A 26,638-nucleotide genomic window follows, 5' to 3' on the forward strand; every position below is an offset into this window, starting at 1 on the left:
CTCGTCGCCGCGATCGGCCCGGGCCGGCAGGTCGGCGAGGCGCCCGAGATGCTCGGTGCCGATCGGTTCGAGCCGGAGGTACTTGTCGACCGCGGCCTGGAGGCGGTCGGGCCGGGTGAGGAGCTGCCACTCGGCCCGCAGCACGGCCGTGGCCTCGCGCTCGCGGCGCAGGCGGCTCTTCAGCTTGGCGACCTGCTCGGCCTGATAGAGGGTCTCGTACTTGATCGAGTAGGCGTAGATAGCCGAGGTGATCAGCCCCGCGATGGCGAGGAGGTGGAGGAGACGGATCACCGGCGGCCTCCCCGCTCGCGGGGCGGCAGGGCGGCGAGGGCCGCGAGCGCCGCCAGGGGCTCGGGCGCCGGGGCGTCGGTGCGCTCGCCCGCGCGCAGCTTGGCCGAGCGCGCCCGCGGATTGGCGGCGGCCTCGGCCTCGCTCGGGCCGACCGGGCCCTTGGTCACCAGGGTGAAGCTGCGCGGGACGGGCCGCTCGGCCATCGGCAGGTGGCGGGAGGCCGAGACCGCCCGGCCGCTGCGCGCCGAGAAGAACTGCTTGACGATGCGATCCTCCAGCGAGTGGAAGGTGACGACGGCGAGCCGCCCGCCGGGGCGGAGGATCCGCTCGGCCGCGTGCAGCGCCCGGTTGAGCTCGCCGAGCTCGTCGTTCACCGCGATGCGCAGGGCCTGGAAGGTGCGGGTCGCCGGATGGATCCCGCTGCCGGGCTCCGCCCGCACCACGCCAGCGACGATCTCGGCGAGCGCCCCGGTCGTGGCGATGGGCGCGCGGCGGCGCGCCTCCAGGATGGCGCGGGCCACGGCCCGCGACCGCCGCTCCTCGCCGAAATGGTAGATGATGTCGGCGAGTTCCGCCTCCGGCGCCCCGTTGACGAGGTCGGCGGCGCTGGTCCCCGCCCCCTCCATGCGCATGTCGAGGGGGCCGTCGGCCCGGAAGGAGAAGCCGCGCTCGGCGCGGTCGAGCTGCATGGAGGACACGCCGATGTCGAGCACGACGCCGTCCACGGCCTCGACGCCCTCCCGGCGCACGATGGCGTCGAGGTCGCCGAAGCGGCCCTGGACCAGGCGCAGGCGCCCGCCCGCCGCCGCCGCGAGCTCCTGCCCGGCCGCGACGGCGGTCGGGTCGCGGTCGATGGCGATGACCCGCAGGTCCGGGTCGGCGGCGAGGAGCGCGCGGCTGTAGCCGCCCGCCCCGAAGGTGCCGTCCACGACGACGCCCGGCCCCTCGCCGAGGCGCAGCACGCCGCGCACCTCCGCGAGCAGCACGGGGATGTGGGGCGCCCCGCTCATCGGGCCGCTCCGCCGGCTTCCGGCCGGCCGCGGCGCCGCCTCGCGGCGGCGGACTCGCTCGCCTGACGGTCCATGATGCTCCGCAATCTGCGAGGGCCGCGCACCCGGCCGGATCCGGCGCCGCACGACCGCCCGCGCCCCGCCCGAGAACGCGCCGGCCCGCTGGCCGCCGGGGACTCGCCCGTGCGCCGGTTTGGGTTGCGCCGTCAATGAGTTGGGCTGGGCTATCATGGGCCTCCGGGAGCGTCAACGCGGCCCTGCGGGGGAGGCCGCCTCGACGGAGCCCGATCAGACGGCAGCAACGTTAATGAAGGCTTGCGGAAATCGCCTCCCACCCGGGGAACGTGCAGCCCGCCCTCGCCTTCGGGTGAGCGGAATGGGGATCAGCCGGCCTGTAAGCCGGGTTCTGTAGGGCCCGGCGGACCCTCGCGGGTCCCCCGGACGTGGCGGCCATTCCTCTGGGACGGCCGTTGCCGGCCGCCTCGAGCAACCAACCCGGGCGACGGGCCTGGGGAGAGGCCTGGGCGGGCCGTCGGCCCGCCCGTGTCGCCCCTATTCGGTCTTGCTCCCGGTGGGGTTTGCCGTGCCGTCCGCGTTGCCGCGTCCGCGGTGCGCTCTTACCGCACCCTTTCACCCTGACCGGCGCGGGCCGCGCGGCCCGCCCGGCGGTCTCCTCTCTGTGGCACTGTCCCTGGGGTCGCCCCCGCCGGATGTTATCCGGCACCGTCTCTCCATGGAGCCCGGACTTTCCTCCCTGCCCGAGGGCAGAGCGGCCGCCCGGCCGGCTGATCGGCGCGATGTGCGACGGGAGGCGCCCCGCGTCAAGGCGCGGCGCGGGTTGCCGGGTCCGGAGGCCGCTCCTACCTGCCCGGGCAAGGCCGCGCCCGACGCGGCCGACGAGACCAGGAGGCAGTCCATGAGCGAGACCGTCGAGGCCGGCTGGACGCTGGAGACCGTGCAGCAATTGCGGGCGATGGCGCGCGAGGGCGTCGCGCCCGCGGTGATGAGCCTGAAGCTCAAGCGCTCGGTCACGCAGATCCACGCCAAGCTCGCCGAACTCGGTATCACGCCGTCCGCCAAGAGCAGAGACTGAGCTGAGACTTGCGGCGGGCGCGGCCGGGATCCGCCGGGGCGCCCGCTCTCCTACGGGATCAGGGCGAAGAACAGGAAGGAGGCGAAGACCACGAGGTGCACGATCCCCTGCAGCACGGTCGTGCGCCCGGTGCCGAGCGTGATCACCGCCACGAGCAGCGTGAGCGCGAGCAGCACCTGATCCTTCGGGGGCAGGCCCAGCACCAGGGGCCGCCCGATCAGGACCGAGACCAGGGCCACGGCCGGGATCGTCAGCCCGATCGTCGCCAGGGCCGAGCCGAGGGCGAGGTTCATGCTGGTCTGGAGCCGGTTCGCCCGGGCGGCGCGCAGGGCCGCCAGCCCCTCCGGCATCAGCACGAGCGCGGCGATCACGATGCCGGAGACGGATTTCGGCACGTCGGCCACGTCGATCGCCCGTTCCAGGGTCGGGGTGAGCGCCTTGGCGAGGCCGACGACCGCCACCAGGCAGGCGAGGAGGAGCCCGAAGCTCGCCAGCGCGACGCGGGCGGGCGGCGGGCCGGCATGCTCCTCCTCGGTGCCCCCCTCGGGCAGGAAGTAGTCCCGGTGGCGCACCGTCTGCACGAACACGAAGGCGCCGTAGAGGGTGAGCGAGGCCGCCCCCGCGAAGAGGAGCTGGGGCACGGTGAAGGCCGGCCCGGGAGTGCTCACGAAGTTCGGCAGGACGAGGGTGAGCGTGACCAGCGCCGCCAGCACCGCCAGGGCCGCGAGCGCTCCCTGCAGGGCGAAGCCCTGCTCGTGGTGGCGCACCCCGCCGGCGAGGAGGCAGAGCCCGACGAGCCCGTTGCAGATGATCATCACGGCGGAGAAGACCGTGTCGCGGGCGAGCGCCGCCTTCTCGGGCCCGCCCGCCACCATCACCGAGACGATCAGCGCGACCTCGATCACCGTGACCGAGAGCGCGAGCACCAGCGTGCCGAAGGGCTCGCCCACCCGGTGGGCCACCACCTCGGCGTGGAAGACGGCCGCGAACACGGTGGCGACGAGCCCGGCCGCCGCGGCCGCGAGGAGCAGCGCGGGCGGCTCCGTCAGGATGGCGGCGGCCAGCAGGAGCCACGCCACCAGCGGCGAGGCCCATGCCCAGACCGGCATCCCGCCCGCGGGAACCTGCATCGTCCCGGCCCTCCTCCCGGCGCCCGCCGCTACCAAGTGCCGGTGTTCGGCATCGACGCCCAGGGCTCCCGCGGCGGCTTCGCCCCGCCCTTCTGCAGGATCTCGATCGAGATGCCGTCGGGCGAGCGCACGAAGGCCATGTGGCCGTCGCGCGGCGGGCGGTTGATGGTCACGCCGGCGGCCTGCAGCTTGGCGCAGGTCTCGTAGATGTCGTCCACCTGATAGGCGAGGTGGCCGAAATTGCGCCCGCCCGTGTAGTCCTCCGGGTCCCAGTTGTAGGTGAGTTCGAGGAGCGGCGACCGCGACTCCCGGGCGCGGGCGACGTCGCCCGGGGCGGCCAGGAAGACCAGGGTGAAGCGGCCCTTCTCGTTCTCGACCCGGCGCACCTCCTCCAGGCCGAACTTGCCGCAATAGAAGTCGAGGGCGCGGTCGAGGTCGGCGACCCGGACCATCGTGTGCAGGTATTCCATCGTCGGGGCTCCTCGGGGACCGCGGCCATATGTGGGTCCGGGCGCCGTCGGGTCAACGCGGGGCGCCCCGCCGCCGCGTTGCGCGGGCCCGGATGCGGGCTACAAGAGGGGACGCCCGCCGCCCGTCAGGAGCCCGCCCGCCCCATGCGCACCGAGTCCCCGCCGATCGTCCGCCTCGCCGATTACCGGCCGAGCGACTACCTGATCGACCGGGTCGATCTCAACGTGCGGCTGCACCCGACCGAGACCCGGATCTCCGCCACCCTGGCGCTGCGGCCCAACCCGCGCGGCGAGGCCGGTGCGCCGCTCCACCTCGACGGCGACGACCTCGCGCTGCTGGCGGTCGCCCTCGACGGCCAGCCGACCGCGCCGGGGGCGATCGAACTCGGCCCCCTGGGCCTCACCCTGCACCGGCCGCCGCAGCGCCCCTTCGTGCTCAGCCTCGAGACGCAGGTGAACCCGAGCGCCAACACCAAGCTGATGGGGCTCTACCGCTCGAACGGCGTCTACTGCACCCAGTGCGAGGCGGACGGGTTCCGGCGCATCACCTACTTCCTCGACCGGCCGGACGTGCTCGCGGTCTACACCACCCGGATCGAGGCCGACCGGGACGAGGCGCCGGTGCTCCTCGGCAACGGCAACCCGGTCGAGGCGGGCGAGGCCGGGCCGGGGCGCCACTACGCCGTCTGGCACGATCCCCACCCGAAGCCCGCCTACCTGTTCGCCCTGGTCGGCGGCCGGCTCGGCCGCATCGCCACCCGCTTCACCACCATGGAGGGCCGCGACGTCGCGGTCGCGGTCTACGTCGAGCCGGGCAAGGAGGCGCGCGCGCCCTACGCCCTCGACGCCGTCACCCGCGCCATGGCCTGGGACGAGCGGCGCTTCGGCCGCGCCTACGACCTCGACGTCTTCAACGTCGTCGCGGTCTCCGACTTCAACATGGGCGCGATGGAGAACAAGGGCCTCAACATCTTCAACGACAAGTACGTGCTGGCCAGCCCCGACACCGCCACCGACACGGACTACGCCAACATCGAGGCGATCATCGCCCACGAGTATTTCCACAACTGGTCGGGCAACCGGGTGACCTGCCGCGACTGGTTCCAGCTCTGCCTCAAGGAGGGCCTGACGGTCTTCCGCGACCAGGAATTCTCCTCCGACGAGCGCTCGCGCCCGGTCCACCGCATCGCCGAGGTGCGCACCCTGCGCGCGCGCCAGTTCCCGGAGGATGCGGGGCCGCTCGCCCATCCGGTCCGGCCCCAGGCCTACCGGGAGATCAACAACTTCTACACGGCGACGGTCTACGAGAAGGGCGCCGAGATCGTCAGGATGCTGGGCACCCTGCTCGGCCCGGCGGCGTTCCGGGCCGGCATGGACCTGTTCTTCGCGCGCTGCGACGGCACCGCCGCCACCGTGGAGGATTTCCTGGCCGCCTTCGCGCAGGTGAGCGGGCGCGACCTCGCCGCCTTCTCGCGCTGGTACGCGCAGGCCGGCACCCCGACCGTGTCGGTGGCCGGGCGCTACGACCCGGCCCAGCGCAGCTACACCCTCGACTTCCACCAGAGCCTGCCGGCCGTCGCCACGGAGGCGGCCGGCGGCGGCCCGCCCCAGCCCCTGGTGATCCCGGTCGCCCTCGGCCTCGTCGGCCGCGGCGGCGGCGCCCTCGAGGCCCGCTCGGACCGGGTGCGGGACGGCGTCTTCGTGCTGGAGGGCGAGAGCGACCGCCTCGTCTTCACGGAGGTGGCGGCCGAGCCGGTGCCCTCCCTGTTCCGGGGCTTCTCGGCCCCCGTGAAGGTCGCCCATTCCCTCGACACGGCCCAGCGCCTGACCCTGCTCGCCCACGACAGCGACCCGTTCAACCGCTGGCAGGCGGCCCAGAACCTCGCCCTCGACCTGGTCACCGCGCGGGCGCGGCTCGGTGCCCCGATCGAGGCCGATGCGGGCCCGGAGGCGGCCGCCCTCGCGGAGGCGCTCGGCGCCTTCCTGGACGGGGAGGCCCTGCGGGACCCGGCCTTCGCGGCCCTGGTCCTGGCGATCCCGGGCGACCAGGAGGCCGCGCAGGAGATCAGCACCAACGTCGACCCGGACGCGATCCACCGCGCCCGCTGGACCCTGCGGGCCCATCTCGGCCGCGCCCTGCTGCCGCGGCTCGTCGCCCTGCGCGACGCGCTCGCGGCCCCGCCCGGCAGCCCGTTCAGCCCCGACGCCGCGAGCGCCGGGCGCCGGTCCCTGCGCAACGCCGCCCTGGACCTGATCGCGGCGGCCGATCCCGCCCGCGGGACGGCGCTCGCCGAGGCGCAGCTGCGCGAGGCCGACAACATGACCGACCGCCTCGCCGCCCTGGCGGTGCTGACGCTCCTGCCCGGCGAGGCGCGCGAGCGCGCCCTCGCGGCGTTCGGGGAGACCTACCGGGGCGAGCCCCTCGTCCTCGACAAGTGGTTCGCCCTCCAGGCGATGATCCCCGAGGCCGGCACCGTGGCGCGGGTGCGGGCGCTGATGCGCCACGAGGGCTTCTCGGCCTCGAACCCGAACCGGGTGCGGGCGCTGGTCGGCAGCTTCAGCCTCAACAACCCGACCCAGTTCCACCGGGCGGACGGTGCCGGCTACGAACTCCTCGCCGAGACGGTGCTCGACGTCGACTCGCGCAACCCCCAGGTCGCGGCACGTTTGCTCACGGCCTTCAACACGTGGCGGATGATGGAGCCGACCCGGCGCGCCCGCGCGGAGGCGCAGCTGCGCGCCATCGCGGCCGCCCCCGGCCTGTCTCCCGACGCGGGCGACATCGCCAGCCGCTCCCTGGCGCCGGCCCGGCACCACATAAACACCTGATAGAGAGACGCAATTTCGATTCGAAGCCATCCCGCGGCGCGACCCCTTAACAAAAGTCTAACGCCCGCCCTGCCCCTGGGATCAGCTGGACAAATCAGCTGTGGAAATGTCACATGAGGCGGTGATTCGGGGGCGGGGCGTGTCGCCGAGTCGCTTCACCGAAGCGTGCGGGGGAAGAGAGTATGCTGGAGGCGGATCCCGCCCCACTCACTGCTCGTGCGGCCACGATCCTCGGCATCGCGCGGGCCCTCACCCCGGCGCACCAGCGCCTGGCTCGCGCCGAATCCTGGCTGCGCGTGGCGATCCCGGCGGTGATCGGCCTGTTCCTGGTCTGCCTGTTCGCGATCACGGCGACCCAGCTGATGTCCCAGCGCCGCGACGCCGTCGCGGAGGCCGGCCGGGAGATCGACCTCCTGGCCCGGCTCGCCGCCGCGACCCTGGCGCAGGGCGGCGGCCTCGACGGGGCGGTGCCCGCGGGCGCGCTCATCCCCGGCCGCGAGATCCACCTGATCGGACCCGACGAGGTGATCACGGCCTCCCTTCCGGTGCCGCTCCCGCCGGGGCGCAGCCTCGGGGAACATCTCGGCGAGGCGCAGCCGCTCCTCATCCTGGGGGAGCGGGCGGGCCTCATGACCGTCGGCCTCCGCGGCGCCCCGGCCCTCGCCACCCTGCGGGCGCTGCCGGGGGGCCAGCAGCGGGTCGCGGTGGTGCAATCCCTCGACACCGTGACGGCGGCCTGGCAGGGCCGGGCCCGCACCGAGGCGATGGTGATCGGCACCGCCACCCTGGTGATCGTCTGCATCGGCCTCGCCTACACCCTGCAGGCCGACCGGGCGCGGGCGGTGGACCGGGTCTGCGAGCAGGTCCGCCAGCGCCTCGACACGGCGCTCTGCCGCGGGCGCTGCGGCCTGTGGGACTGGGACATCGCCCGCGGGCGGATCTACTGGTCGGACTCGATGTACCAGCTCCTCGGCTACACCCGGGAGCACGAGTTCCTGTCCTTCGGCGACGTGAACGCCCTCGTCCACCCGGACGACACCGACCTCTACGGCCTCGCGAGCCAGCTCGCCGCCCAGGACGCCACCGTCGACCACGAGTTCCGGATCCGCAGCGCCGCGGGCGAGTGGATCTGGCTCAAGGCCCGCGCCGAGATCGTGCGCGACCAGGAGGATGGCGGGCGCCACCTGGTCGGGATCGCCATCGACATCTCCGAGCAGCGCCGCCTCGCGGAATCGACCGCGACCGCCGACATGCGCCTGCGCGACGCCGTCGAGGCGGTCTCGGAGGCCTTCGTGCTCTGGGACGCGCAGAACCGCCTCGTCCTGTGCAACTCGAAATTCCGCCGCCTGCACGCCCTCACGCCGGAGGACGCGCAGCCGGGCCGCCGCTACGACACCATCATGGGCCGGGCGGCCGTGCCGCCGGTGCGCCGCGAGATCCAGGCCGGCGAATTCGCCGAGACCGGCGCGCGCACCTTCGAGGCCGAGCTCGCCGACGGGCGATGGCTCCAGATCAGCGAGCGCCGCACCAAGGACGGCGGCTACGTCTCGGTCGGCACCGACATCACCGCCCTCAAGCGCCACCAGGAGCGCCTCGTCGAATCCGAGCGCCAGCTGATCGCCACGATCGCCGACCTCAAGCGCTCCCGCCGCACCCTCGAACTTCAGACCCAGCAGCTCGCCGACCTCGCCGAGCGCTACCTCGACCAGAAGGCCCAGGCCGAGAGCGCCAACCGCTCCAAGTCCGAGTTCCTGGCCAACATGAGCCACGAGCTGCGCACCCCCCTCAACGCGATCCTGGGCTTCGCCGAGGTGATGCAGGACGAGGTCTTCGGGCATCTCGGCTGCGAGAAGTACCGCGAATATTGCCGCGACATCCGTTCCAGCGGCCAGTACCTGCTCTCGGTGATCGACGACATCCTGGACATGTCGCGCATCGAGGCGCGCCGCGTGACCCTCGCCAAGCAACCCCTGCCGGTGGCGGAGGTGCTGGAGCGGGTGCTCAAGGTCGTCGCCGAGGCGGCGCGGGCCAAGGGCCTCACCCTCAGCGTCGAGATGAACGCGGACGCGGTGGTGCTGGCGGATGCCCGCGCCCTGCACCAGATCCTGCTCAACCTGCTCCAGAACGCCGTGAAGTTCACGCCCGACGCGGGCCGCGTCGCGGTGCGCACGCGGCGGGCCCTCGATGCCGTCCACATCTACGTGGAGGATAGCGGCATCGGCATCCCGCGCACGGTGCTGCCGAAGCTCGGCGCGCCCTTCGAGCAGGTCGAGAGCAACCTCTCGCGCAGCTTCAAGGGCTCGGGCCTCGGCCTCGCGATCGCCCGCTCCCTGACCGAGCTGCATGGCGGGCGCCTGCGCATCCGCTCGGAGGTCGGCTCGGGCACCATCGTGCTGGTGCGGCTGCCCCAGCCGCCGGGCGACGCGCCCTTCGCGCGCGAGGGCGCGGTGGCAGCGCTGCCGGCTCCGGTGGCCTGATCCGGGATCCGGTCGATCCAAGCGGCTCCCGGATCATCCGCTGTCCGGACGATCGCTTCCGGAACGCGCATGACGAGCCCGCGCGGCGCGCGAGCGAAGCCCCAATCCGTCATCCCGAAGGGATCGAGCGGATCGGGGATGAGGGGCCGACCCTCCGTGGCCGTGCGGGACGGGGGCTTCGCTCGACCTCGGCTCCCGAGGTCGCGGACCGGTCCCGGCTCGGCGGCGAGGGACGGACCATCGACGGGGAGGGCCGCGGCCCTCCCCGCGCCCGTCACGCCAGCAGGCGCTCGAACCACGCCCTGACCTCGGCGCGCGTCTCCGCCAGCCGGGCCAGCAGCGCCGCCTCGTCGGGCAGGCCCGCGGCGGCGGCGAGGCGGGCGCGGGTAGCGGGGGCGGCGCCCTTCTCGAAGGAGCCCTCCACCATCAGGCGCTGCCAGTGATGCACGTCGTCGAGGAGCCGGTAGGCCTCGCGGAGCGCGTCGGCGGCCTCGTCCGGCAGCAGGCCGCGCGCCCGCGCCGCGGCGAACAGGGACGGGGCGTCGCGCCCGATCAGGTCCGGATGCGCGGCGGCGTGGGTGAGGACCAGGGCCTGGGCCAGGAAATCGAGGTCGAGGAGGCCCCCCGGGGAGAGTTTGAGGTCGTGGGGACCGCCGTCGCCCTTCTCGCGGGCGATGAGCGCGCGCATGTCGCGCACCTCCCGGGCGACGAGGGCGGCGTCGCGGGGACTCTCCAGGATCGCCGCGACGGCCGCCTCGATCTCGGCGCCGAGGTCCGGATCGCCCGCGAGCACCCGCGCGCGGGTCAGCGCCATCTGCTCCCAGAGTCCCGCCTCCTCGTGCTGGTAGGGCACGAAGCGCGGCCATTGCCCGGCGACCGGGCCCTGGCTCCCGCCCGGCCGCAGGCGCAGGTCGACCTCGTAGAGGTGCCCGCGCCGGGTCGGGACGGTGAGCGCCGCGACGAGGCGCTGCGCCAGGCGGTTGTGGTAGACGGCGGCGTCGAGGGGGCGCCGCCCGTCGCTGTCGCGGTGGCGCGGGTCGAAATCGTACAGGACGACGAGGTCGAGGTCGGAATCGGCGGTGAGCTGGCGGGAGCCGAGGCGGCCGAGCCCGAGCACCGCGACCCGGGCGCCCGGCACCTGCCCGTGCTCGGCGGCGAAGACCGCCCGCACGGCGGCGAGCGCCTCGGCGACGATCGCCCGCGCGATGGCCGCGTAGGCCCGCCCGGCCCCGGCCGGCGGCAGGATGCCCGAGAGCATGCGGGCGCCCGCGACGAAGCGCATCTGGCGGGCGGCGTCGCGGCTGCGGTCGAGGAAATCCTCGAAGGCCTGCGGCGCCCCGATCAGGCGGCGGATCTGCTGGGCGATCGCCTCCTCGTCGGTGACCGGGTCGACGAAGGCCGGGTCGATCACCGCGTCGAGGACGTGCGGGCTGTAGGCCACCGTCTCGGCGAGGCGCGGGGCGGTGCCGAGGAGATCGGCGAAGAGCAGGCGCAGCCGCTCGTGCGAGCGCAGGATGGTGAGGAGTTCGACCGCCGCCGGCATGCGCCCGAAGGCGTGGTCGAGGGCGGCGAGCGCCCCGTCCGGATCGGCCGTCCCGGCGAGGGCCTGGAGCAGGGCGGGGACGAGTTCGGTCACGACCTCGCGGGCGCGGGGGCTCGTCACGGCCGGGCGCCGGCCGTGGTGCCAGCCCCGCACCGTCTCGATCGCCCGCTCGGGGTGGCGGAAGCCGAGGTCGCGCAGGGTGGCGAGCGTCGCGGGGTCGTCCTCCGCCCCCGTGAAGACGAGGTCGCCGAGATCGACCGAGAGGTCCGGCCCGGCCTCGAACAGGAGCGCGTAATGGGCCTGGACCCGGGTCGCCTCGGCGACGAGCGCCGCCCCGAGCGCCTCGGCGTCGCGGTAGCCGCAGAACCGGGCGAAGCGCGCGAGCCGGCCCGGCTCCTCGGGCAGGCGCTGCGTCTGCTCGTCGGCGACCATCTGCAGCCGGTGCTCGAGCGTGCGCAGGAACCGGTAGGCGCGCGCGAGCTCGTCGCGGGCCTCGGCGGTGATCCAGCCCTCCGCGTGAAGGGCGGGCAGCATGTCGAGGGTGCGCTGGCCGCGCAGCGACGGGCGGCGCCCGCCGAAGACGAGCTGCTGGGTCTGGACGAAGAACTCGACCTCGCGGATGCCGCCGCGGCCGAGCTTGATGTCGTGTCCCGCCACCGCGATGGCGCCGTGGCCGCGCACGGCGTGGATCTGCCGCTTCATCGCGTGGACGTCGGCGATCGCCGCGAAGTCGAAGTACTTGCGCCAGACGAAGGGGCGCAGCTCGGCGAGGAACTCCTCGGCGAGCGGCAGGTCGCCCGCCACCGGCCGCGCCTTGATGAAGGCGGCCCGCTCCCAGTTCTGGCCGACCGTCTCGTAGTAGGTGAAGGCGGAGTCGAGGGAGAGCGCGGTCGGCGTCGCGCCGGGATCGGGCCTGAGGCGGTAATCGACCCGGTGCACGTAGCCGTCCGCGTCGCGCTCCTGCAGCAGCTTGGCCAGGGTCTGGGCGAGGCGGCTGAAGAAGGGCGTGGCCTCGACGCCCTCGCGCAGGGGCGCCCGCGCGGGATCGAAGAACACGATCAGGTCGATGTCGCTCGAATAGTTGAGCTCGCCCGCCCCGAGCTTCCCCATGCCGAGGACGATGACGCCGCTGTCCTCCTGGGGCGCGGCCGGGTCCCTCGGCCGGAAGCGCCCGCCGGCGGCGGCCTCGTGCAGGGCGGCGTCGAGGGCGGCCTTCACGGAGGCGTCGGCGAAGTCCGACAGCGCCGCCGTGACCGCCTCCAGCGACCAGACCCCGCCGATATCGGCGAGCGCCACGAGCAGCGCGTGCTCGGCGCGGTTGCGGCGCAGGCAGCGGGCCACCTCGGCGCGGGGCGTGCCGGCGGCACCAGCGCCCCACTGCGCCGCGACGAGATCGGCGTGGGCGGCCTCCGGCCCCTGACCGAGCAGGCGGGCGAAGCGCGCGGGCTCGCGGGCGACGAGACCCCACAGGAAGGGGGAGTGATCGGCGAGCCCGAGCGCGAGGGCGCGCACCGGCCCGTCGAGGCGCAGGGCCGCCGCGAGGGCGGCGTGGTCCGGGCAGCCGTCGAGGGCGGCGAGGAGGTCGGCGAGGCGGTCGCGGGCCCGGTCGGGCTCGGACAGGAGCGGGGCGGACCGGATCCGGTCGACGAGCGGGGCTGACATGGCGCGACCTCCCGTCGGGGCCGTGTCGCCCCTCGGGAGCGGTGGTGGCACGATCCCGCGCGGGCGACAACCGGCTGCGGCGCGGGCCGCCCCGGCAGCGCCACCGGTCATGAGAAATGACCGCTGATCTCAGAAGTCGAGGGGCGCCGCGTCGATCACCTCCTTCATCACGAAGAAGGTGCGGGTCTGGCGGACGCCCGGGAGCGCGATCAACTGCTCGCCGTGCAGGCGGTTGAAATCGGCCATGTCGCCGACCCGGATCTTCAGCACGTAGTCGAAATCCCCCGCCACGAGGTGGCAGTCGAGCACGAAGCCGAGGGAGACCACGGCCCGCTCGAAGGTGGCGAAGCTCTCGGGCGTCGAGCGGTCGAGGACCACCCCGACCAGGACCAGCGCGCCCCGCCCCACCGCCCGGGGCGCCACCAGGGCGCGCACGCCGGTGATCAGGCCCTCGCGCAGGAGCCGCTGCATCCGACGGTGGCAGGTGGCGGGGCTGAGATTCACCCTCTGGGCGAGTTCCGCATTCGTCAGCCGCCCGTCCTCCTGCAGGAGGCGCAGCATGCGCAGGTCGGTGCGATCGGGCGCTCTCATGCTGAAAGGATCTTCCACATCGTGCCGTTCCGGCGCGTGGATTACTCATAGCACGGCGTATCCTGCGCGGCTCCTACCGCGCTGGGGCGGAACTTCGGGAGCACCTTTCACCCAACCGCTGCTACGGTCGCGCCGTCATCCCGACCGGAGCCTCACCCCATGCTCGCCCGCTTCGAACGCTATCCCCTGACTTTCGGCCCGACCCCGATCGAGCGGCTCTCGCGGCTCTCGGCCCATCTCGGGGGTAAGGTCGACCTCTACGCCAAGCGCGAGGACTGCAATTCGGGCCTCGCCTTCGGCGGCAACAAGCTGCGCAAGCTCGAATACATCGTGCCGGACGCGATCGCGTCGGGCGCCGACACCCTGGTGTCGATCGGCGGCGTGCAGTCGAACCACACCCGCATGGTCGCGGCGGTGGCCGCCAAGATCGGCATGAAGTGCCGGCTGGTGCAGGAGGCCTGGGTCCCGCACGAGGACGCGGTCTACGACCGGGTCGGCAACATCATGCTGAGCCGGATCATGGGCGCGGATGTCCGCCTGGTCGAGGACGGGTTCGACATCGGCATCCGGTCGAGCTGGGAGCAGGCGATCGCGGAGGTCAAGGCGGCGGGCGGCAAGCCCTACGCGATCCCGGCCGGCGCCTCGGTGCACAAGTACGGCGGGCTCGGCTACGTCGGCTTCGCCGAGGAGGTGCGCGCGCAGGAGCGCGAGCTGGGCTTCGCCTTCGACTACATCGTCGTCTGCACCGTCACCGGCTCGACCCATGCGGGGATGCTGGTGGGCTTCGCCAAGGACGGGCGCGAGCGCCGCGTCATCGGCATCGACGCCTCGGCGACCCCTGCCCAGACCAGGGCGCAGGTGCTCGAGATCGCCCGGCGCACGGCGGATCTGGTGGATCTCGGGCGCGAACTCTCGGCCGACGACGTCGTGCTCAACGAGGATTACGCCTACCCGATCTACGGCGTGCCCTCGGCCGAGACCAAGGAGGCGATCCGCCTCTGCGGGCGGCTCGAAGGCATGATCACGGACCCGGTCTACGAGGGGAAGTCGATGCAGGGGATGATCGACCTCGTGCGCAAGGGCTTCTTCCCCGCCGGTGCCAAGGTGCTCTACGCGCATCTCGGCGGCGCGCCGGCCCTCAACGGCTACGCCTACGCCTTCCGCAACGGCTGACGCGCCGCGGGCCCGCGCGATCCCGCGCGGCGTGCACCGGAGCCTGCGCGCCGCATCCGCCGGGCGCCCCCGTCGCGGGGACCCGGCGGGTCGCGTCGGGCCGCGAGGGCGTGAACGCGGGCCGAGGGGATCGCGGCCTCGGCCCTCCAGACCTTCGCCGCGTGTCCGGCCCAGTCTCGCCCCTCCGGCACGGATCAACGGCCCGTCGATCCCGGTCTCGTCGCAGGATCGAGCCGATGCACGAGCCTTCCCGGCTGCCCGGGCCACACCCCAGCATCACGTCGCGAGGGCGATGACAGAATCGCGGCTTAACTATCTTGTTCGGGATTTTTAATTGAAATTAACTATCTGCCAAACCCGACATTGCGAGGAACTTCGTTCAAATTCGGTACTGCTTACTCTAGGCTAACCTTCCGAAAGGCAAGAGCCTGTTTAACATATTTTTAATATGAACCATTGTAGGCTGAACTGCACTTCAAGCCCACCCCGGCAGGTCGTCTTGAGCCTGATCAGTCGCATCGCCACCGCGAGCGTGGTGGCCAACCTCATCATCCTGGCGACCGCGGCCCTGATCGGAAGCCGGATGTCGAGAGGCTACGAGGCGGAGTTCTTCGCCTTCCACCGCGGCCAGAGTCAGTCGATCCTCGACGCGCAGATCCGCAGCGAGGTCTGGGAGGATTACGGCACCAAGTTGACCGACGTCGCCCGGGAGGTGGCCCAGGGCGAGACGGTCCGGTCGGTCATGGCCGAGAAGGGCAGCGGTTCGGAGCGCTTGGCGGCGGAGTGGTCGCGCGGCGCCGTGTCGAGCGGGAAGATCGCGCTCCTCGGCATCACGCTCCTCGACGGACAAGGCCACCGGATCGCCGAGCACTGGACGGCGGGGGCGAGCCTCCCCCCCGCCCTCGCCGAGGCCGTGATCCGGCGCGAGGGACGCGACCGCTTCCAGGTCCTGCGCAAGGTCTGGTTGGACGACGGGCTTCCTCGCCTGACCGTCGCGGTGCCGATCGGCGGATTGCGGATCTCCGGCTACGCCCTGCTGCATGCCGACCCGATGCCGGCCTTCCAGAACCTGGACGCGCTGGTCGGCATGGCCCTGGAGATCACCAGCCTCTCCGGGGCGCCGCTCCTGGCGGGCCGCGGCGGGTTGCAGGCCGGCTCGGGCAGCACGATCCACGATCTCGTCGCGCACGGCCCGGACGGCACGCCGATCGCCAGGATCCGGGCGCGGGCGGATACCCGCTCGCTGGAGGAGCGGCTCGCCGGCATCGGGGCGCACGCCCTCGTGGTCTTCTGCACCGTCTGCGGGCTGGTGGCGCTGCTCACCGGCGGGGCGATCCTGATGCTGGCGCGGGTCGCCGCCCGGCAGAGCGCAGCCGCCGCCCGCCAGGCGACGCGGCTCGAGCGCGACAGGGAGGAGGCGGCGCGGCGCGAGCGGGAGCGGGCGGAGGAGATCCGCCGCGCCCAGCGCGAGGCCGAGATGCAGTCGTTGGCGGACACCATTGAGGCGCGCGTGCGCCGCACGGCCGCGGCCTGCGTTCAGGACGCCGAGACCGCAGCGGCCGCGTGCCGGCAGCTCACCGGGCAATCCGAGCGGGCCGGCGTCGAGGTCGGCGAGGCGGAGCGGCTCTGCGCCGCCTCGCTCGCCACCGCCCACGCGGTCGCGGCGGCGGGCGCGCAGTTCCGCGCCTCGATCGGCCGGATCGCCGGCGAATCCGCCGCCGCGGCCGACCGCACCGGGGACGTGGTCGCCCTCGCCGAGCAGGCCCGCGATCGGATCGGACAGCTGGTGCGGGCGAGCGAGGAGATCGGACAGGTGGTGCGCCTGATCGGGGCGATCTCGCAGCAGACCAACCTGCTGGCGCTGAATGCCACGATCGAGGCGGCCCGGGCCGGCGAGGCCGGCCGCGGCTTTGCGGTCGTCGCCGCCGAGGTCAAGGAACTCGCCTCCCAGACAGGCCGGGCGACCGAGGACATCGTCGGCCGCATCGGCGCGATCCAGGCCGGAACCGGGGACGCGGTGGCCTCGATCGGCGAGGTGGCGGCGGCGATCGGCGAGGTCGACGGCGCCTTCCGCAGCATCGCGGCGGCGGTGAGCGAGCAGGACGCCGCCGTCGCCCAGATCGCCCGGAACGCGGAGGACTCGGTGGCGGCGGGCCGCGGCCTCTCCGGCAACATCGCGGGGCTCGGCCGGACGATCGAGGCCTTCGATCGCGGCTCGCGGGACTCCGCCGCTTCGATGCAGGACCTCGCGAGCGCCGTGGCGGGCCTCGACCGCGAGGTCGGCGCCCTCGTCCTGCGCCTCAAGTCAGCCTGAGCGGCACCCCGACGGCGCCGTCCCGGTCCCGAATCCACCCCAAGGAGACTCCCCGATGACCCGACTTCTCTGCCTCGTCTGCCTGCTCGTCTGCACCGCCCTGCCTGCCCGGGCACAGGCCCCGATGCAGATTCAGGGCGCGACCACGGTCGACGCGCAGCAGATCCTGGCCCTCGTCGAGGCCAAGCCCGACCTTGCGATCATCGACAATCGCCGTCCGGAGGATTTCAACGCCGGCCATCTCGACGGCGCCGTCCGCCTCCTCGACACCGACCTCACCGCGGAGGCCCTGGCCGGCATCGTCAAGGCGAAGTCCGCACCGGTGCTGTTCTACTGCAACGGCCCGAAATGCGGCCGAGCCGCCAAGGCCGCCAAGGCCGCCGTCGACCTTGGCTACACGCAGGTGTACTATTATTCCTTGGGGATGGACGAGTGGAACAAGCTCAACCTGCCGCTCTCGAAGTGAATCCCCGGAGTGGATGCCGGCTCCCGTGCACCGGCCGGTCGCCCTCGGCGGGACGGGCCTGCGGTCGCGCCGGACGAGCCGCCGCGGCCGCAGCCGCCTGTCGGACGGCGCGGCTCAGGCGGCCGGGAGCGCGAGGCTCGCGCGCAGCCCCGGCCCGTTGTCTTCCAGGACGAAGCGGCCCTGGTGGAGGCGGGCGACGGCGTTGACGAGGCTCAGGCCGAGACCGAAGCCGGGGTTGGAGCGCGCCGTCTCCAGGCGCACGAAGCGCTCCAGCACCCGGCCGCGCTCGGCCGCCGGAATGCCGATGCCCCGGTCGGCCACGGTGAGGCGCACCTCCGCGCCCTCCCGGCGCGCCGCGACGCGGACCTCCGGGGTCTCGGCCTCGGCGCCGTATTTCAGCGCATTGTCGATCAGGTTCGCCAGCGCCTGGCCGATCAGCTCGCGGCTGCCATGCACGACGAGCCCCTCGGCGACGTCGGTCGTGAGCGCGACGCCGCGCTCCTCGGCCACCGCCTCGTAGAGCTCCGCCACCTCCAGCGCGACCGCCCCCGCGTCGAACGCCGCGAGGTTTTCCCGGGTGCCGCCGGCCTCCAGGCGGGCGATCATCAGGAGGGCGTTGAAGACCCGGATGAGGTTGTCGCTCTCCTCGATGTTGGCCTCCAGCGCCGCCCGCAGGGTGGCGGGGTCGCTCCCGGCGCGCAGGGCCTCGTCGGCCTTGTTGCGCAGGCGGGTCAGCGGCGTCTTGAGGTCGTGGGCGATGTTGTCGGAGACCTCGCGCAGGCCCCGCATCAGCTCGCCGATCCGGTCGAGCATGGCGTTGAGGTTCTGGGCGAGGCGGTCGAGCTCGTCGCCGGTCCCGGCGAGCGCCAGCCGCCCGCCGAGGTCGCCCGCCATGATGCCGCGGGTGATCTCCGTCATCGCGTCGACCCGCTTGAGCACCCGCTGGGCGATGAACAGGCTGCCGACGAAGCCGAGCCCCACCACCAGCATCAGCGACCACGCGAAGGCGCGGGCGATCACCGCGCGCAGGCGGTCGCGCTCCTCGACGTCGCGCCCGACGAGCAGGCGGAACCCCCCGGGCAGCGTGAAGATCCGCACGATCGCCCGGTGGTCGAGGCGGTCGCCGTCGGTGCTGCGGCCGTAGGCCGTCTCGGTCTGGCCCGGCTCGGACAGGAGGCCGGGCGGCAGGGTCTCGACGTTGCCGACCACGTGCTCGCCCGCGGGCGTGGTGACGAGGTAGAGCGAGGCCCCCGGCTCGCGCGCCCGCCGCTCCACCACGCCGACGAGGCGGCGGATGCCGCCCGCCGCGTATTGCTCGGAGAGGCCGTTGATCTCCGCCTCGATGGTGGAGACGATCTGGTCGTCGAGCACCTGCCGGGCGTTCCAGGCGACGTAGCCGAGCGCGAAGAAGGCGAAGGCCGCGAAGACCAGGAGGTAGGCCAGGGAGAGCTTGAAGGCGGTGGTGCGAAACAGCGTGACGAGTCGCGCCGGCAGGCCCTCGCTCCCGGGGAGGCGCGCGGTCACGCCTCGCCGCCGGCCCGGACCATGTAGCCGGCCCCCCGCACGGTGTGGATCATCGGCCGGTCGAAGCCCTTGTCGACCTTGGCGCGCAGGCGCGAGACGTGGACGTCGATGACGTTGGTCTGGGGGTCGAAATGGTAGTCCCAGACGTGTTCGAGCAGCATCGTGCGGGTCACGACCTGCCCGGCATGGCGCATCAGGTACTCGAGGAGCCGGAACTCCCGCGGCTGCAGCACGATCTCCTGCCCGCCGCGGGTGACCCTGTGGGAGAGCCGGTCGAGTTCGAGGTCGCCGACCCGGTAGGCGGTCGGCTCGCCCGCCCCTCCCCCGCGGCGGCGCGCCAGCACCTCGACGCGCGCGAGCAGTTCCGAGAAGGCGTAGGGCTTGGGCACGTAATCGTCGCCGCCAGCCCGCAGGCCCTTGACCCGGTCGTCGACCTGCCCGAGCGCCGACAGGATCAGCACGGGGGTCTCGACGCCCTGCTCGCGCAGCGAGCGGATCAGCGACAGCCCGTCGAGCTTCGGCAGCATGCGGTCGACCACCAGGACGTCGTAGCTTCCCTCGCGGGCGAGGGCGTAGCCGTCGAGGCCGTCCGCCGCGAGATCCGCCACGTGGCCGGCCTCTCGGAAGGCCTTGGCGAGGTAGGACGCCGCCTCGCGGTCGTCCTCGATGATCAGCAGGCGCATGGCGGCGGCACCGGGGGCAGTGATGGACCGGGGACAGGGAGCGTGCGGGCCGGGTTGGGCGCCGGGTGCGGCGCCCTCCGCGGCGGCCAGCCACACCCCGGCTGGCCGCGCGGCGGGCTGCACGTCGCTCGCGCGACACGACACTTGTCTCCGGTCCATGACTGCCTCTAGGCAGGTTTGCGCCGGCGGACCACCGCGACCCTGCTCAGCATATCGGGACGACGCGGGTTTTCGAGACGGAACCGCGCGACCCTGTTCCGCTCCCCGCGAGGAGGTCGCGGGGAATCGGCACCCGGCCCCCCGACGTGCCGGCCGGGGGCGCGGCGCGGCACGTCGGGTTCGCCTCCTGGAGGGCGGCAGGCCGGGCGAGGGCCCGGCCTGCCGCGGCGGGAACCGGCGGATCGTCTGGGGGGCGACGATCAGTCCGACGGTCCGGCCCTCGGGGCCGGAGCGGGGGGACCCGTGGGGGGATGAGGCCCCGCCGCGTCCGGCGACGGCACTTGTTCTGGGCCCGGCCGGCTTACGCCCGCGTCTCCGCCAGATGAAATTACGGTAAGGCGCCCTCCGCGGTCTTCGCGGCGCCCGCCCGCTCCGGCTTGGCGATCGGCAGGCCGAGGGTGAGGGCCCGGGCGAGTTCGGAGCGCCGCTTGGAATACTCGGCGGAGGTCATCGGGTAGTCGGGGGGCAGGCCCCATTTCTGGCGGTAGGTCTCGGGCGTCAGGCCGAGGCGGGTCAGGTGCCGGCGCAGCGTCTTGTAGGGCTTGCCGTCCTCGAAGCTGATCAGCGCCTCGGGCGTGACCGAGCGGCGGATCTCGCTGGCGGTGGGCTTGGGCGGCCCCTCCTGGACAGGAGTACCGTGACTGGCCACGCGCAGGGCGCCGTGGATCTCGGCGATCAGGCGGGGCACCTCGCCGGTCTGCAGGTGGTTGCGGCTGAGATAGGCGGTCGCGATGTCAGCCGTCAGCGCAGCCAGCTTGGCGGCATTCGTGTTACTCGGTTGCATGAGACTTGAGGCCTCGGTCTGCGGGTTTCTCCCATTAGGGAAGGTACAATTATCACGGTTACAGCGTCTTAAAAAGAGCGTTGCGTCAGCAGAAAGAACGCATTCGCGCCGGGCCATGCCCTTGCGTCATGAGCCGCCGCTTCACTCTGGCGGCGGGGCGAAGACGAGGGGAATCACTGGTCGTGCGGGGCGCGGCGCGCGCCGGGAGCTGCGCCCCGCCGGGTCGCGGAAGGGCGGGGACGGTTCGCCCGCCGGCGCGTTGGCTCACCGGCAGCCGCCCGCCCACCCGCGACCCGGGCGAGGGCGCGGGGCGGCCCGCGCGGCGGGCGTCGCGCGGAGCAACCAGGGAGAGCGCAGGATGACCCAGGCGAAGGATCCCGGCCCGAGGGGCGGCACGCGGCGGCGCGCGCGGGATTTCGGCGACTCGGCCGGAGAAGGCAGCGGCGGGTCAGGGCTCGACCGGCACGAGGTCGGCGACGGCGTGCCCCTGACCGAGCACCCGCACAACCCGCTCGACGACGTGATGACGCCGCCCCTCGGCACGGCTCCGCGGGAGCGGCGCGGCCCGCGCCGGCCCTGAGACGGGCGGGCCGAACGCGGCAGGGTCTCGGCGCGAGGGCCCGATCAGGGGCCGCCCGCGAGCGCGCCGATCACCGCCATCACGAATTCGTCGAGGGCGATGCGGCCCTGCACCCGCACGGCCGCCTCGCCCTCGTCGGACACGCGGAGGTCGCCCGCTTCCGCCCGGCGCCGCAACTCGGCCGGGATCGCGTCGCGCACGGGATCGTCCTGGGTCACGGGGGAATCCCAGGGCGGCTCGCCGCGGGACAATAGCCGCGAGCGCTCGCAGAGTCCGGCCGGGCCGGAGAGGCCGGGTCCGGCGCCTCAGGCGCAGCGCTGGCCGACCTCGCCGCGCATCATGCGGGCGACGCCCACCACGTCGTCGAGGGCGAAGGGCTTCTGCAGCACGATTCCCCCGCGCGCCCGCCGGGGATCGAGGTGGACCGTCGTCGAGGCGAAGACGACCGGGCGGGTCGCGTGCAGCGCCCGATAGGCCTCGGCCACCATCCAGCCATCGATCAGCCCTGGCAGGACGATGTCGGTGAAGAGCCAGTCCACGGCCGGGCCGTGGCGGCGCAGCAGCGTCAGGGCCGCCTCGCCGCTCGACGCCGCGTGCGCGGTGAGGCCCTCCTGCGCCAGGAGGGCGACGATCAGTTCGAGGAGGAGGTAATTGTCCTCGACGACCAGGACGCTCGTCGGGCGGAGGGAGGTCGCAGCCATGCCGTCGGTCTCGCGGGGGGTTCCCTCACGCTGGCGGGCGAGGGTTAACGAAGGCTGAGGCGTCCCGGCCCCCGCGCCCGCCCTCCCCCGCCACCGTTGCGGATGCGCAACAGCGGGGCCGTTCCTGCGCCCGACGCGTGCTGCGCCGCAGCGTGGCCGCAATTGACGCTTGATTCACCCTGCGTCGCGGTTCCGGAGGCCGCGCGCCCCGCCGCCGGTCCGGCGCAAGGGCCCGTCAAGGTTGACGGAACCTTCGCTTAACCCGGAGGAGCCTAAGCCTGTCGCCAGTGCGGCGGGGCGCGGACCCGCCGGCGCAGGGGCGGCCGCGCCCCTGCCGCCGGGAAGAGCCCCTCCCGCGGGGCCCGGCCCCGCCAAAGGAGTATCCATCGATGTCGCTGCCGCTCGCTCCGTCGCGCGTGCTCAGGGCCGCCGCCGCTCTCGCCTTCGCCCTGTCGATCGCCGCCTGCTCGTCGAACAAGGACCTCGCGGACGCCTCCGCCTACGCGGCGGGCGGCGCCGCCACCCCGGGCAGCGCTCAGGATTTCGTGGTCAATGTCGGCGACCGCGTCTTCTTCGAGACCGATTCCACCGACCTGACCGCCACCGCCACCGCCACCCTCGACAAGCAGGCCCAGTGGCTCTCCCGCTACCCGCGCTACACGTTCCTGATCGAGGGGCACGCGGACGAGCGCGGCACGCGGGAGTACAATTTCTCCCTCGGGGCGCGCCGCTCCCAGGCGGTGCGCGACTACCTGACCTCGCGGGGCATCGCCGCCTCGCGGATGCGCACGGTCTCCTACGGCAAGGAGCGCCCGGTCGCGGTCTGCAACGACATCTCGTGCTGGTCGCAGAACCGCCGCGCCGTCACGGTCCTGGACGGCGGCGCCGGCTCCTGAGGCGCCGCCCTCCGGGCGGGGCGGCCCCGGCCGGGGCCGCCCCACTTTTGCCGCGCGGCGGCGGATCTGCTATCGCGCTCCCCCGCCGCGCCAGCGAAACGCCGCCCATGCTCCGCCGCCTGATCCTCGCCACCGGTCTCCTCCTCGCCGCCTCGCTGCCCGGGCGCGCGCAGGACGCCGCCGACCTCGTCGTGCGGCTCAACCGGCTGGAAAACCAGTCCCGCCAGATGGCCGGACAGATCGAGACCCTCCAGTACGAGAACCGCCAGCTCAAGGAGCAGCTGCGCAAGTTCCAGGAGGACGTCGAGTTCCGCTTCCAGGAGGGCAAGGGCGGGCGCACGGCCGCGCCCGCGGGCAAGCCCCAGAAGCGCGGCGACGCCTTCGATCCGACGACCTCGCCGGGCGCGCCCGGCGCCCCCGGCGCTCGGCGCGGCGCCCGGCGCCGCCCCGGCCCTCGCCACGGCGACGCCCTCGGCGCCCCGCGCCGCCGCCGCCGCGCCCGCGACGCCCAACACCACCGCGACCCTCAGCCCGCCGCCCGCGGCGATCGAGGAGGATCAGGTCCCCTCCTACGGCGAGCCCGTCGATCTCGCGCCCTCGGCCCGCGCCCCCGCGCCCCCGGCCCGCCCGCGCGAGAGCGTGGCCGCCACCGCGACCGGCGACGCGAAGGCCGATTACGAGGCCGCCTACGCCTACGTGCTGCAGCGCCAGTACGAGCAGGCCGAGATGCGGCTGCGCCAGTTCATCCAGTCCCACCCGCGCGACGCGCTGGTGCCCGACGCCACCTACTGGCTCGGCGAGACCTACCTGCAGCGCAACCGCACCCGCGAGGCGGCGGAGCAGTTCCTCAAGGTCTCGACCGACTACGCCCGCTCCCGCAAGGCGCCGGAGGCGATGCTGAAGCTCGGCGCCTCCCTCAACGCCCTCGGGGCCCGCGAGCAGGCCTGCGCCACGCTGGCCGAGCTGGAGCGCAAGTTCCCGCAGGCCCCGGCGAGCGTGCGGCAGGGCGTGGACCGGGAGCAGAAGCGGGCGCGCTGCGCCGCGTGAGCGACGCGGCCCGGCCGCTCGACCCGGACGAGGCCGCGCGCCGGCTCGGGCCCTGGCTCGGCGCCGGGGGCCAGGCGGGCGGCGTCGTGCTGGCGGTCTCCGGGGGACCGGACTCGACCGCCCTGATGGGCTGCGCCGCGGCGCTCCCGCCCCGCGTCCCGGTCCTCGTCGCCACGGTCGATCACGGGCTGCGCCCGGAATCGGGCGAGGAGGCCGCCGGGGTGGCGGCGCTCGCCGGGCGACTCGGCCTGCCGCACCGGATCCTGACCTGGCGCGGCGAGAAGCCCCGGACCCGCCTGCAGGAGGCGGCCCGCGCGGCGCGCTACGACCTCCTCCTCGGCCTCGCCCGCGAGGCGGGCGCCGGGGCGATCCTGACCGCCCACACCCTCGACGACCAGGCCGAGACCGTGCTGATGCGCCTCTGCGCCGGCTCGGGACCGGCGGGCCTCGCCGGCATCGCCCCGGCGCGGCGCCTCGGCGGCCTCCTGCTCGGGCGGCCCTTCCTCGACCTGCCGAAGGCGCGGCTCGTCGCCACCTGCGCGGCGGCGGGCTGGCCCTTCGCGGTCGACCCGGGCAACGCGGCGGCCCGCTTCGCCCGGGCCCGCCTGCGCCGGGTGATGCCGCTTCTCGCCGCCGAGGGTCTGACCCCGGCCCGGCTGGCCCGCCTCGCCGCGCGCCTGCGGCGAAACGAGGCGGCCCTCGCCGCGGCCGCCGAGGCGGCCCGCCCCTCCCTGGCCGCGGCGCCGGCCGGGCCGGGACGCCTCGCCCTCGACGCGGCGGGCCTCGCGGCCCTGCCCGAGGCGGTGGCGCTGCGGGTGCTGGCGGACGCGATCGCCGCCCTCCGGGCCGGGGAGCGCCGCCCGGAGCGCCTGGAGCGCCTGGAGGAGGCCCTGTTCGGGCGGATCCTGCCGGCGATCGCGGCCGGGACGCCCCTGCGCCTCACGCTGGGCGGCGCCCTCCTCGACCTCGCGGGCGGCCGGCTCCTGCTCGCGCCCGAGCCGCCGCGGAGGCGGACGAAGCGGGCGGGCTAGCTCCTCCCCTCCCGGGCGATTTACTTGGCAAGGGTGGGTGCGACCCCTACATTGGGGTCCGAGTGTCGGCAGCCATCCCTGCACGCCCGCATGGCGCCGCGCTCCACAGGGAATGTCGTCTCGATGAACCCCAATTTCCGCAATTTCGCCCTGTGGGTGGTCATCTTCCTGCTCGTCCTCGCGCTCGTGACCCTGTTCCAGAACCCGGGTCACCGCTCCGGCGGCAGCGAGATCGCCTACAGCCAGCTCCTCAACGACGCCGATGCGGGCCGCATCCAGAGCGTCGTGATCTCGGGGCAGGAGGTCAGCGGCAGCTATACGGGCGGCGGCACCTTCACGACCTACGCGCCCAACGATCCGTCGCTGGTGTCGAAGCTGCAGAGCAAGGGCGTGACCATCACGGCCCGGCCGCCCTCCGACAACACCCCCTGGTTCATCGCGCTCCTCGTGAACTGGCTGCCCATCCTGGTCTTCATCGGCGCCTGGATCTTCCTCAGCCGCCAGATGCAGTCCGGCGCCGGCCGCGCCATGGGCTTCGGCAAGTCGAAGGCCAAGCTCCTGACCGAGGCGCACGGCCGCGTCACCTTCGAGGACGTGGCGGGCGTCGACGAGGCCAAGGAGGACCTGCAGGAGATCGTGGAGTTCCTGCGCGATCCGCAGAAGTTCCAGCGCCTCGGCGGCCGCATCCCGCGCGGCGTGCTCCTGGTCGGCCCTCCCGGAACCGGCAAGACGCTGATCGCGCGCGCCGTCGCGGGCGAGGCCAACGTGCCCTTCTTCACCATCTCGGGCTCCGACTTCGTCGAGATGTTCGTGGGCGTCGGCGCCTCGCGGGTGCGCGACATGTTCGACCAGGCGAAGAAGAACGCGCCCTGCATCATCTTCATCGACGAGATCGACGCGGTCGGCCGCCATCGCGGCGCCGGCCTGGGCGGCGGCAACGACGAGCGCGAGCAGACCCTCAACCAGCTCCTCGTGGAGATGGACGGATTCGAGGCCAACGAGGGCATCATCATCATCGCGGCGACGAACCGCCCCGACGTGCTCGACCCGGCGCTGCTGCGGCCCGGCCGCTTCGACCGCCAGATCATCGTGCCGAACCCGGACGTGATCGGCCGCGAGCGCATCCTGCGCGTCCACGTGCGCAAGGTGCCGCTGGCCCCGGACGTCGACCTGAAGGTGATCGCGCGCGGCACGCCCGGCTTCTCGGGCGCGGACCTGATGAACCTCGTCAACGAGGCCGCCCTGCTCGCGGCGCGACGCGGCAAGCGCATCGTCACGATGCACGAGTTCGAGGACTCGAAGGACAAGGTGATGATGGGCGCCGAGCGGCGCACCCTGGTCATGACCGACGACGAGAAGCGGCTCACCGCCTATCACGAGGGCGGCCATGCCATCGTGGCGCTCAACGTCCCGGCGACCGATCCCGTCCACAAGGCGACGATCATCCCGCGCGGCCGCGCGCTGGGCATGGTCATGCAGCTGCCCGAGCGCGACAAGCTCTCGATGTCCTTCGAGCAGATGACCTCGCGCCTCGCCATCATGATGGGCGGGCGCGTGGCCGAGGAGATGATCTTCGGCCCCGAGAAGGTGACCTCGGGCGCGCAGTCGGACATCGAGCAGGCGACCCGCCTCGCCCGCATGATGGTGACCCGCTGGGGCTTCTCGCCGGAACTCGGCACGGTCGCCTACGGCGAGAACAACGACGAGGTCTTCCTCGGCATGCAGGTCAACCGGCAGCAGAACGTGTCGGAGGCCACCGCCCAGAAGATCGACGCGGAGGTGCGCCGCCTCGTCGAGAGCGGCCTGCAGGACGCGCGCCGCATCCTGAGCGATCACCGCAACGACCTCGAGGCCCTCGCCCGCGGGCTCCTGGAATACGAGACCCTCAGCGGCGAGGAGATCCGCGACCTCCTCGACGGCAAGCCGCCGGTCCGCGACACCGGGGATTACCCCCCGGCCCCGGCCCGCGGCTCGCCGGTCCCCTCGGCCGGCCGCGGCCGGCCGCGGGAGAGCGACGGCGGCTACGAGCCGCAGCCGCAGGCCTGAGGCGGCCGCACCGGAACGCGAAGAGGGGCGGCGGGAGAGATCCCGCCGCCCCTCTTCGTTGCGGGCCGCCGCTTCGTC

Annotated in this window: 20 protein-coding genes, 1 other RNA gene and 2 pseudogenes; 11 read left to right on the plus strand and 12 right to left on the minus strand. The window is 73.7% G+C overall.

The features are described 5' to 3' along the window. Positions 1-114 precede the first annotated feature (114 nt). From ftsL to rnpB, 3 genes and pseudogenes are all read right to left on the minus strand, one after another. A pseudogene (gene ftsL / locus QA634_RS35705) lies at positions 115-291 on the minus strand (cell division protein FtsL); the annotation flags it as partial. Further along, positions 288-1,301, minus strand: a complete 1,014-nt coding sequence (gene rsmH / locus QA634_RS01325) for a 16S rRNA (cytosine(1402)-N(4))-methyltransferase RsmH (protein WP_012330252.1) — start codon at positions 1,299-1,301, stop codon at positions 288-290. The pseudogene ftsL and the gene rsmH, both read right to left, overlap by 4 nt. 379 nt (positions 1,302-1,680) lie before the next feature. Then, positions 1,681-2,090, minus strand: an RNA gene (gene rnpB / locus QA634_RS01330) — RNase P RNA component class A. A gap of 127 nt (positions 2,091-2,217) precedes the next feature. Between rnpB and QA634_RS01335 the strand changes: the two genes are divergently transcribed. Beyond that, a complete protein-coding gene (locus QA634_RS01335) occupies positions 2,218-2,394 on the plus strand; it encodes a hypothetical protein (RefSeq protein WP_012330253.1) in 177 nt (58 codons plus the stop codon). Positions 2,395-2,444: 50 nt separating this feature from the next. On the opposite strand, the gene QA634_RS01340 is transcribed toward QA634_RS01335, so the two are convergent. Next, a complete protein-coding gene (locus QA634_RS01340) occupies positions 2,445-3,524 on the minus strand; it encodes a calcium:proton antiporter (RefSeq protein WP_012330254.1) in 1,080 nt (359 codons plus the stop codon). Between the two features lie 29 nt (positions 3,525-3,553). Further along, positions 3,554-3,994 (minus strand): VOC family protein, encoded by a 441-nt coding sequence (locus tag QA634_RS01345; RefSeq protein WP_012330255.1) that lies wholly within the window; start codon positions 3,992-3,994, stop codon positions 3,554-3,556. Positions 3,995-4,138: 144 nt separating this feature from the next. Here QA634_RS01345 and pepN point away from each other — a divergent pair, with 144 nt between their 5' ends. Together pepN and QA634_RS01355 are read left to right on the plus strand one after the other, a co-directional pair. Beyond that, the gene (gene pepN / locus QA634_RS01350) at positions 4,139-6,823 is read left to right on the plus strand and encodes an aminopeptidase N (RefSeq protein ID WP_012330256.1); all 2,685 of its coding nucleotides are present in this window, start codon (positions 4,139-4,141) and stop codon (positions 6,821-6,823) included. 182 nt (positions 6,824-7,005) lie between these two features. After that, entirely contained in the window at positions 7,006-9,300 is a 2,295-nt protein-coding gene (locus QA634_RS01355) for a PAS domain-containing sensor histidine kinase (RefSeq protein ID WP_012330257.1), read from the plus strand. Positions 9,301-9,574: 274 nt separating this feature from the next. On the opposite strand, the gene QA634_RS01360 is transcribed toward QA634_RS01355, so the two are convergent. Together QA634_RS01360 and QA634_RS01365 are read right to left on the minus strand one after the other, a co-directional pair. Beyond that, a complete protein-coding gene (locus QA634_RS01360) occupies positions 9,575-12,505 on the minus strand; it encodes a bifunctional [glutamine synthetase] adenylyltransferase/[glutamine synthetase]-adenylyl-L-tyrosine phosphorylase (protein ID WP_012330258.1) in 2,931 nt (976 codons plus the stop codon). Positions 12,506-12,634: 129 nt separating this feature from the next. After that, on the minus strand, positions 12,635-13,096 hold the full coding sequence (locus QA634_RS01365; RefSeq protein WP_012330259.1) for an Lrp/AsnC family transcriptional regulator: 462 nt from the start codon (positions 13,094-13,096) through the stop codon (positions 12,635-12,637). Between the two features lie 159 nt (positions 13,097-13,255). Between QA634_RS01365 and QA634_RS01370 the strand changes: the two genes are divergently transcribed. The 3 genes from QA634_RS01370 (at position 13,256) to QA634_RS01380 (ending at position 17,049) form a co-directional block, all read left to right on the plus strand. Further along, the gene (locus QA634_RS01370; protein WP_012330260.1) at positions 13,256-14,269 is read left to right on the plus strand and encodes a 1-aminocyclopropane-1-carboxylate deaminase; all 1,014 of its coding nucleotides are present in this window, start codon (positions 13,256-13,258) and stop codon (positions 14,267-14,269) included. A 499-nt stretch (positions 14,270-14,768) separates the two neighbouring features. Continuing rightward, positions 14,769-16,583, plus strand: a complete 1,815-nt coding sequence (locus QA634_RS01375) for a methyl-accepting chemotaxis protein (RefSeq protein ID WP_012330261.1) — start codon at positions 14,769-14,771, stop codon at positions 16,581-16,583. A gap of 55 nt (positions 16,584-16,638) precedes the next feature. Next, positions 16,639-17,049 carry a rhodanese-like domain-containing protein gene (locus tag QA634_RS01380; protein WP_012330262.1) on the plus strand — a complete coding sequence of 137 codons (411 nt, stop codon included), beginning with the start codon at positions 16,639-16,641 and terminating at the stop codon, positions 17,047-17,049. 114 nt (positions 17,050-17,163) lie between these two features. Here QA634_RS01380 and QA634_RS01385 read toward each other — a convergent pair whose 3' ends face one another. From QA634_RS01385 to QA634_RS01395, 3 genes are all read right to left on the minus strand, one after another. Beyond that, positions 17,164-18,573: a sensor histidine kinase gene (locus QA634_RS01385; RefSeq protein WP_012330263.1), complete on the minus strand. Its 1,410-nt coding sequence runs from the start codon at positions 18,571-18,573 to the stop codon at positions 17,164-17,166. Then, positions 18,570-19,256 (minus strand): response regulator transcription factor, encoded by a 687-nt coding sequence (locus QA634_RS01390; protein ID WP_012330264.1) that lies wholly within the window; start codon positions 19,254-19,256, stop codon positions 18,570-18,572. Before QA634_RS01390 ends, QA634_RS01385 begins: the two co-directional genes overlap by 4 nt. Before the next feature lie 547 nt (positions 19,257-19,803). After that, the gene (locus tag QA634_RS01395) at positions 19,804-20,259 is read right to left on the minus strand and encodes a MucR family transcriptional regulator (protein ID WP_012330265.1); all 456 of its coding nucleotides are present in this window, start codon (positions 20,257-20,259) and stop codon (positions 19,804-19,806) included. A 358-nt stretch (positions 20,260-20,617) separates the two neighbouring features. On the opposite strand from QA634_RS01395, the gene QA634_RS01400 reads away from it, so the two are divergent. After that, the gene (locus QA634_RS01400; RefSeq protein WP_012330266.1) at positions 20,618-20,839 is read left to right on the plus strand and encodes a hypothetical protein; all 222 of its coding nucleotides are present in this window, start codon (positions 20,618-20,620) and stop codon (positions 20,837-20,839) included. 44 nt (positions 20,840-20,883) lie between these two features. Here QA634_RS01400 and QA634_RS01405 read toward each other — a convergent pair whose 3' ends face one another. Then, a complete protein-coding gene (locus QA634_RS01405) occupies positions 20,884-21,057 on the minus strand; it encodes a hypothetical protein (protein ID WP_012330267.1) in 174 nt (57 codons plus the stop codon). Between the two features lie 87 nt (positions 21,058-21,144). Further along, positions 21,145-21,540 (minus strand): response regulator, encoded by a 396-nt coding sequence (locus QA634_RS01410; protein ID WP_012330268.1) that lies wholly within the window; start codon positions 21,538-21,540, stop codon positions 21,145-21,147. Positions 21,541-21,929: 389 nt separating this feature from the next. Here QA634_RS01410 and pal point away from each other — a divergent pair, with 389 nt between their 5' ends. The 4 genes and pseudogenes from pal (at position 21,930) to ftsH (ending at position 26,560) form a co-directional block, all read left to right on the plus strand. After that, the gene (gene pal / locus QA634_RS01415) at positions 21,930-22,436 is read left to right on the plus strand and encodes a peptidoglycan-associated lipoprotein Pal (RefSeq protein ID WP_012330269.1); all 507 of its coding nucleotides are present in this window, start codon (positions 21,930-21,932) and stop codon (positions 22,434-22,436) included. A gap of 107 nt (positions 22,437-22,543) precedes the next feature. After that, a pseudogene (gene ybgF, locus QA634_RS01420) lies at positions 22,544-23,483 on the plus strand (tol-pal system protein YbgF). Beyond that, on the plus strand, positions 23,480-24,514 hold the full coding sequence (gene tilS, locus QA634_RS01425) for a tRNA lysidine(34) synthetase TilS (RefSeq protein WP_012330271.1): 1,035 nt from the start codon (positions 23,480-23,482) through the stop codon (positions 24,512-24,514). The pseudogene ybgF and the gene tilS overlap by 4 nt, the downstream one beginning before the upstream one ends. Positions 24,515-24,637: 123 nt before the next feature. Next, positions 24,638-26,560 carry an ATP-dependent zinc metalloprotease FtsH gene (gene ftsH, locus QA634_RS01430; RefSeq protein WP_012330272.1) on the plus strand — a complete coding sequence of 641 codons (1,923 nt, stop codon included), beginning with the start codon at positions 24,638-24,640 and terminating at the stop codon, positions 26,558-26,560. Positions 26,561-26,638 lie beyond the last annotated feature (78 nt).

Source organism: Methylobacterium sp. CB376 (assembly GCF_029714205.1).
Lineage (GTDB): Bacteria > Pseudomonadota > Alphaproteobacteria > Rhizobiales > Beijerinckiaceae > Methylobacterium.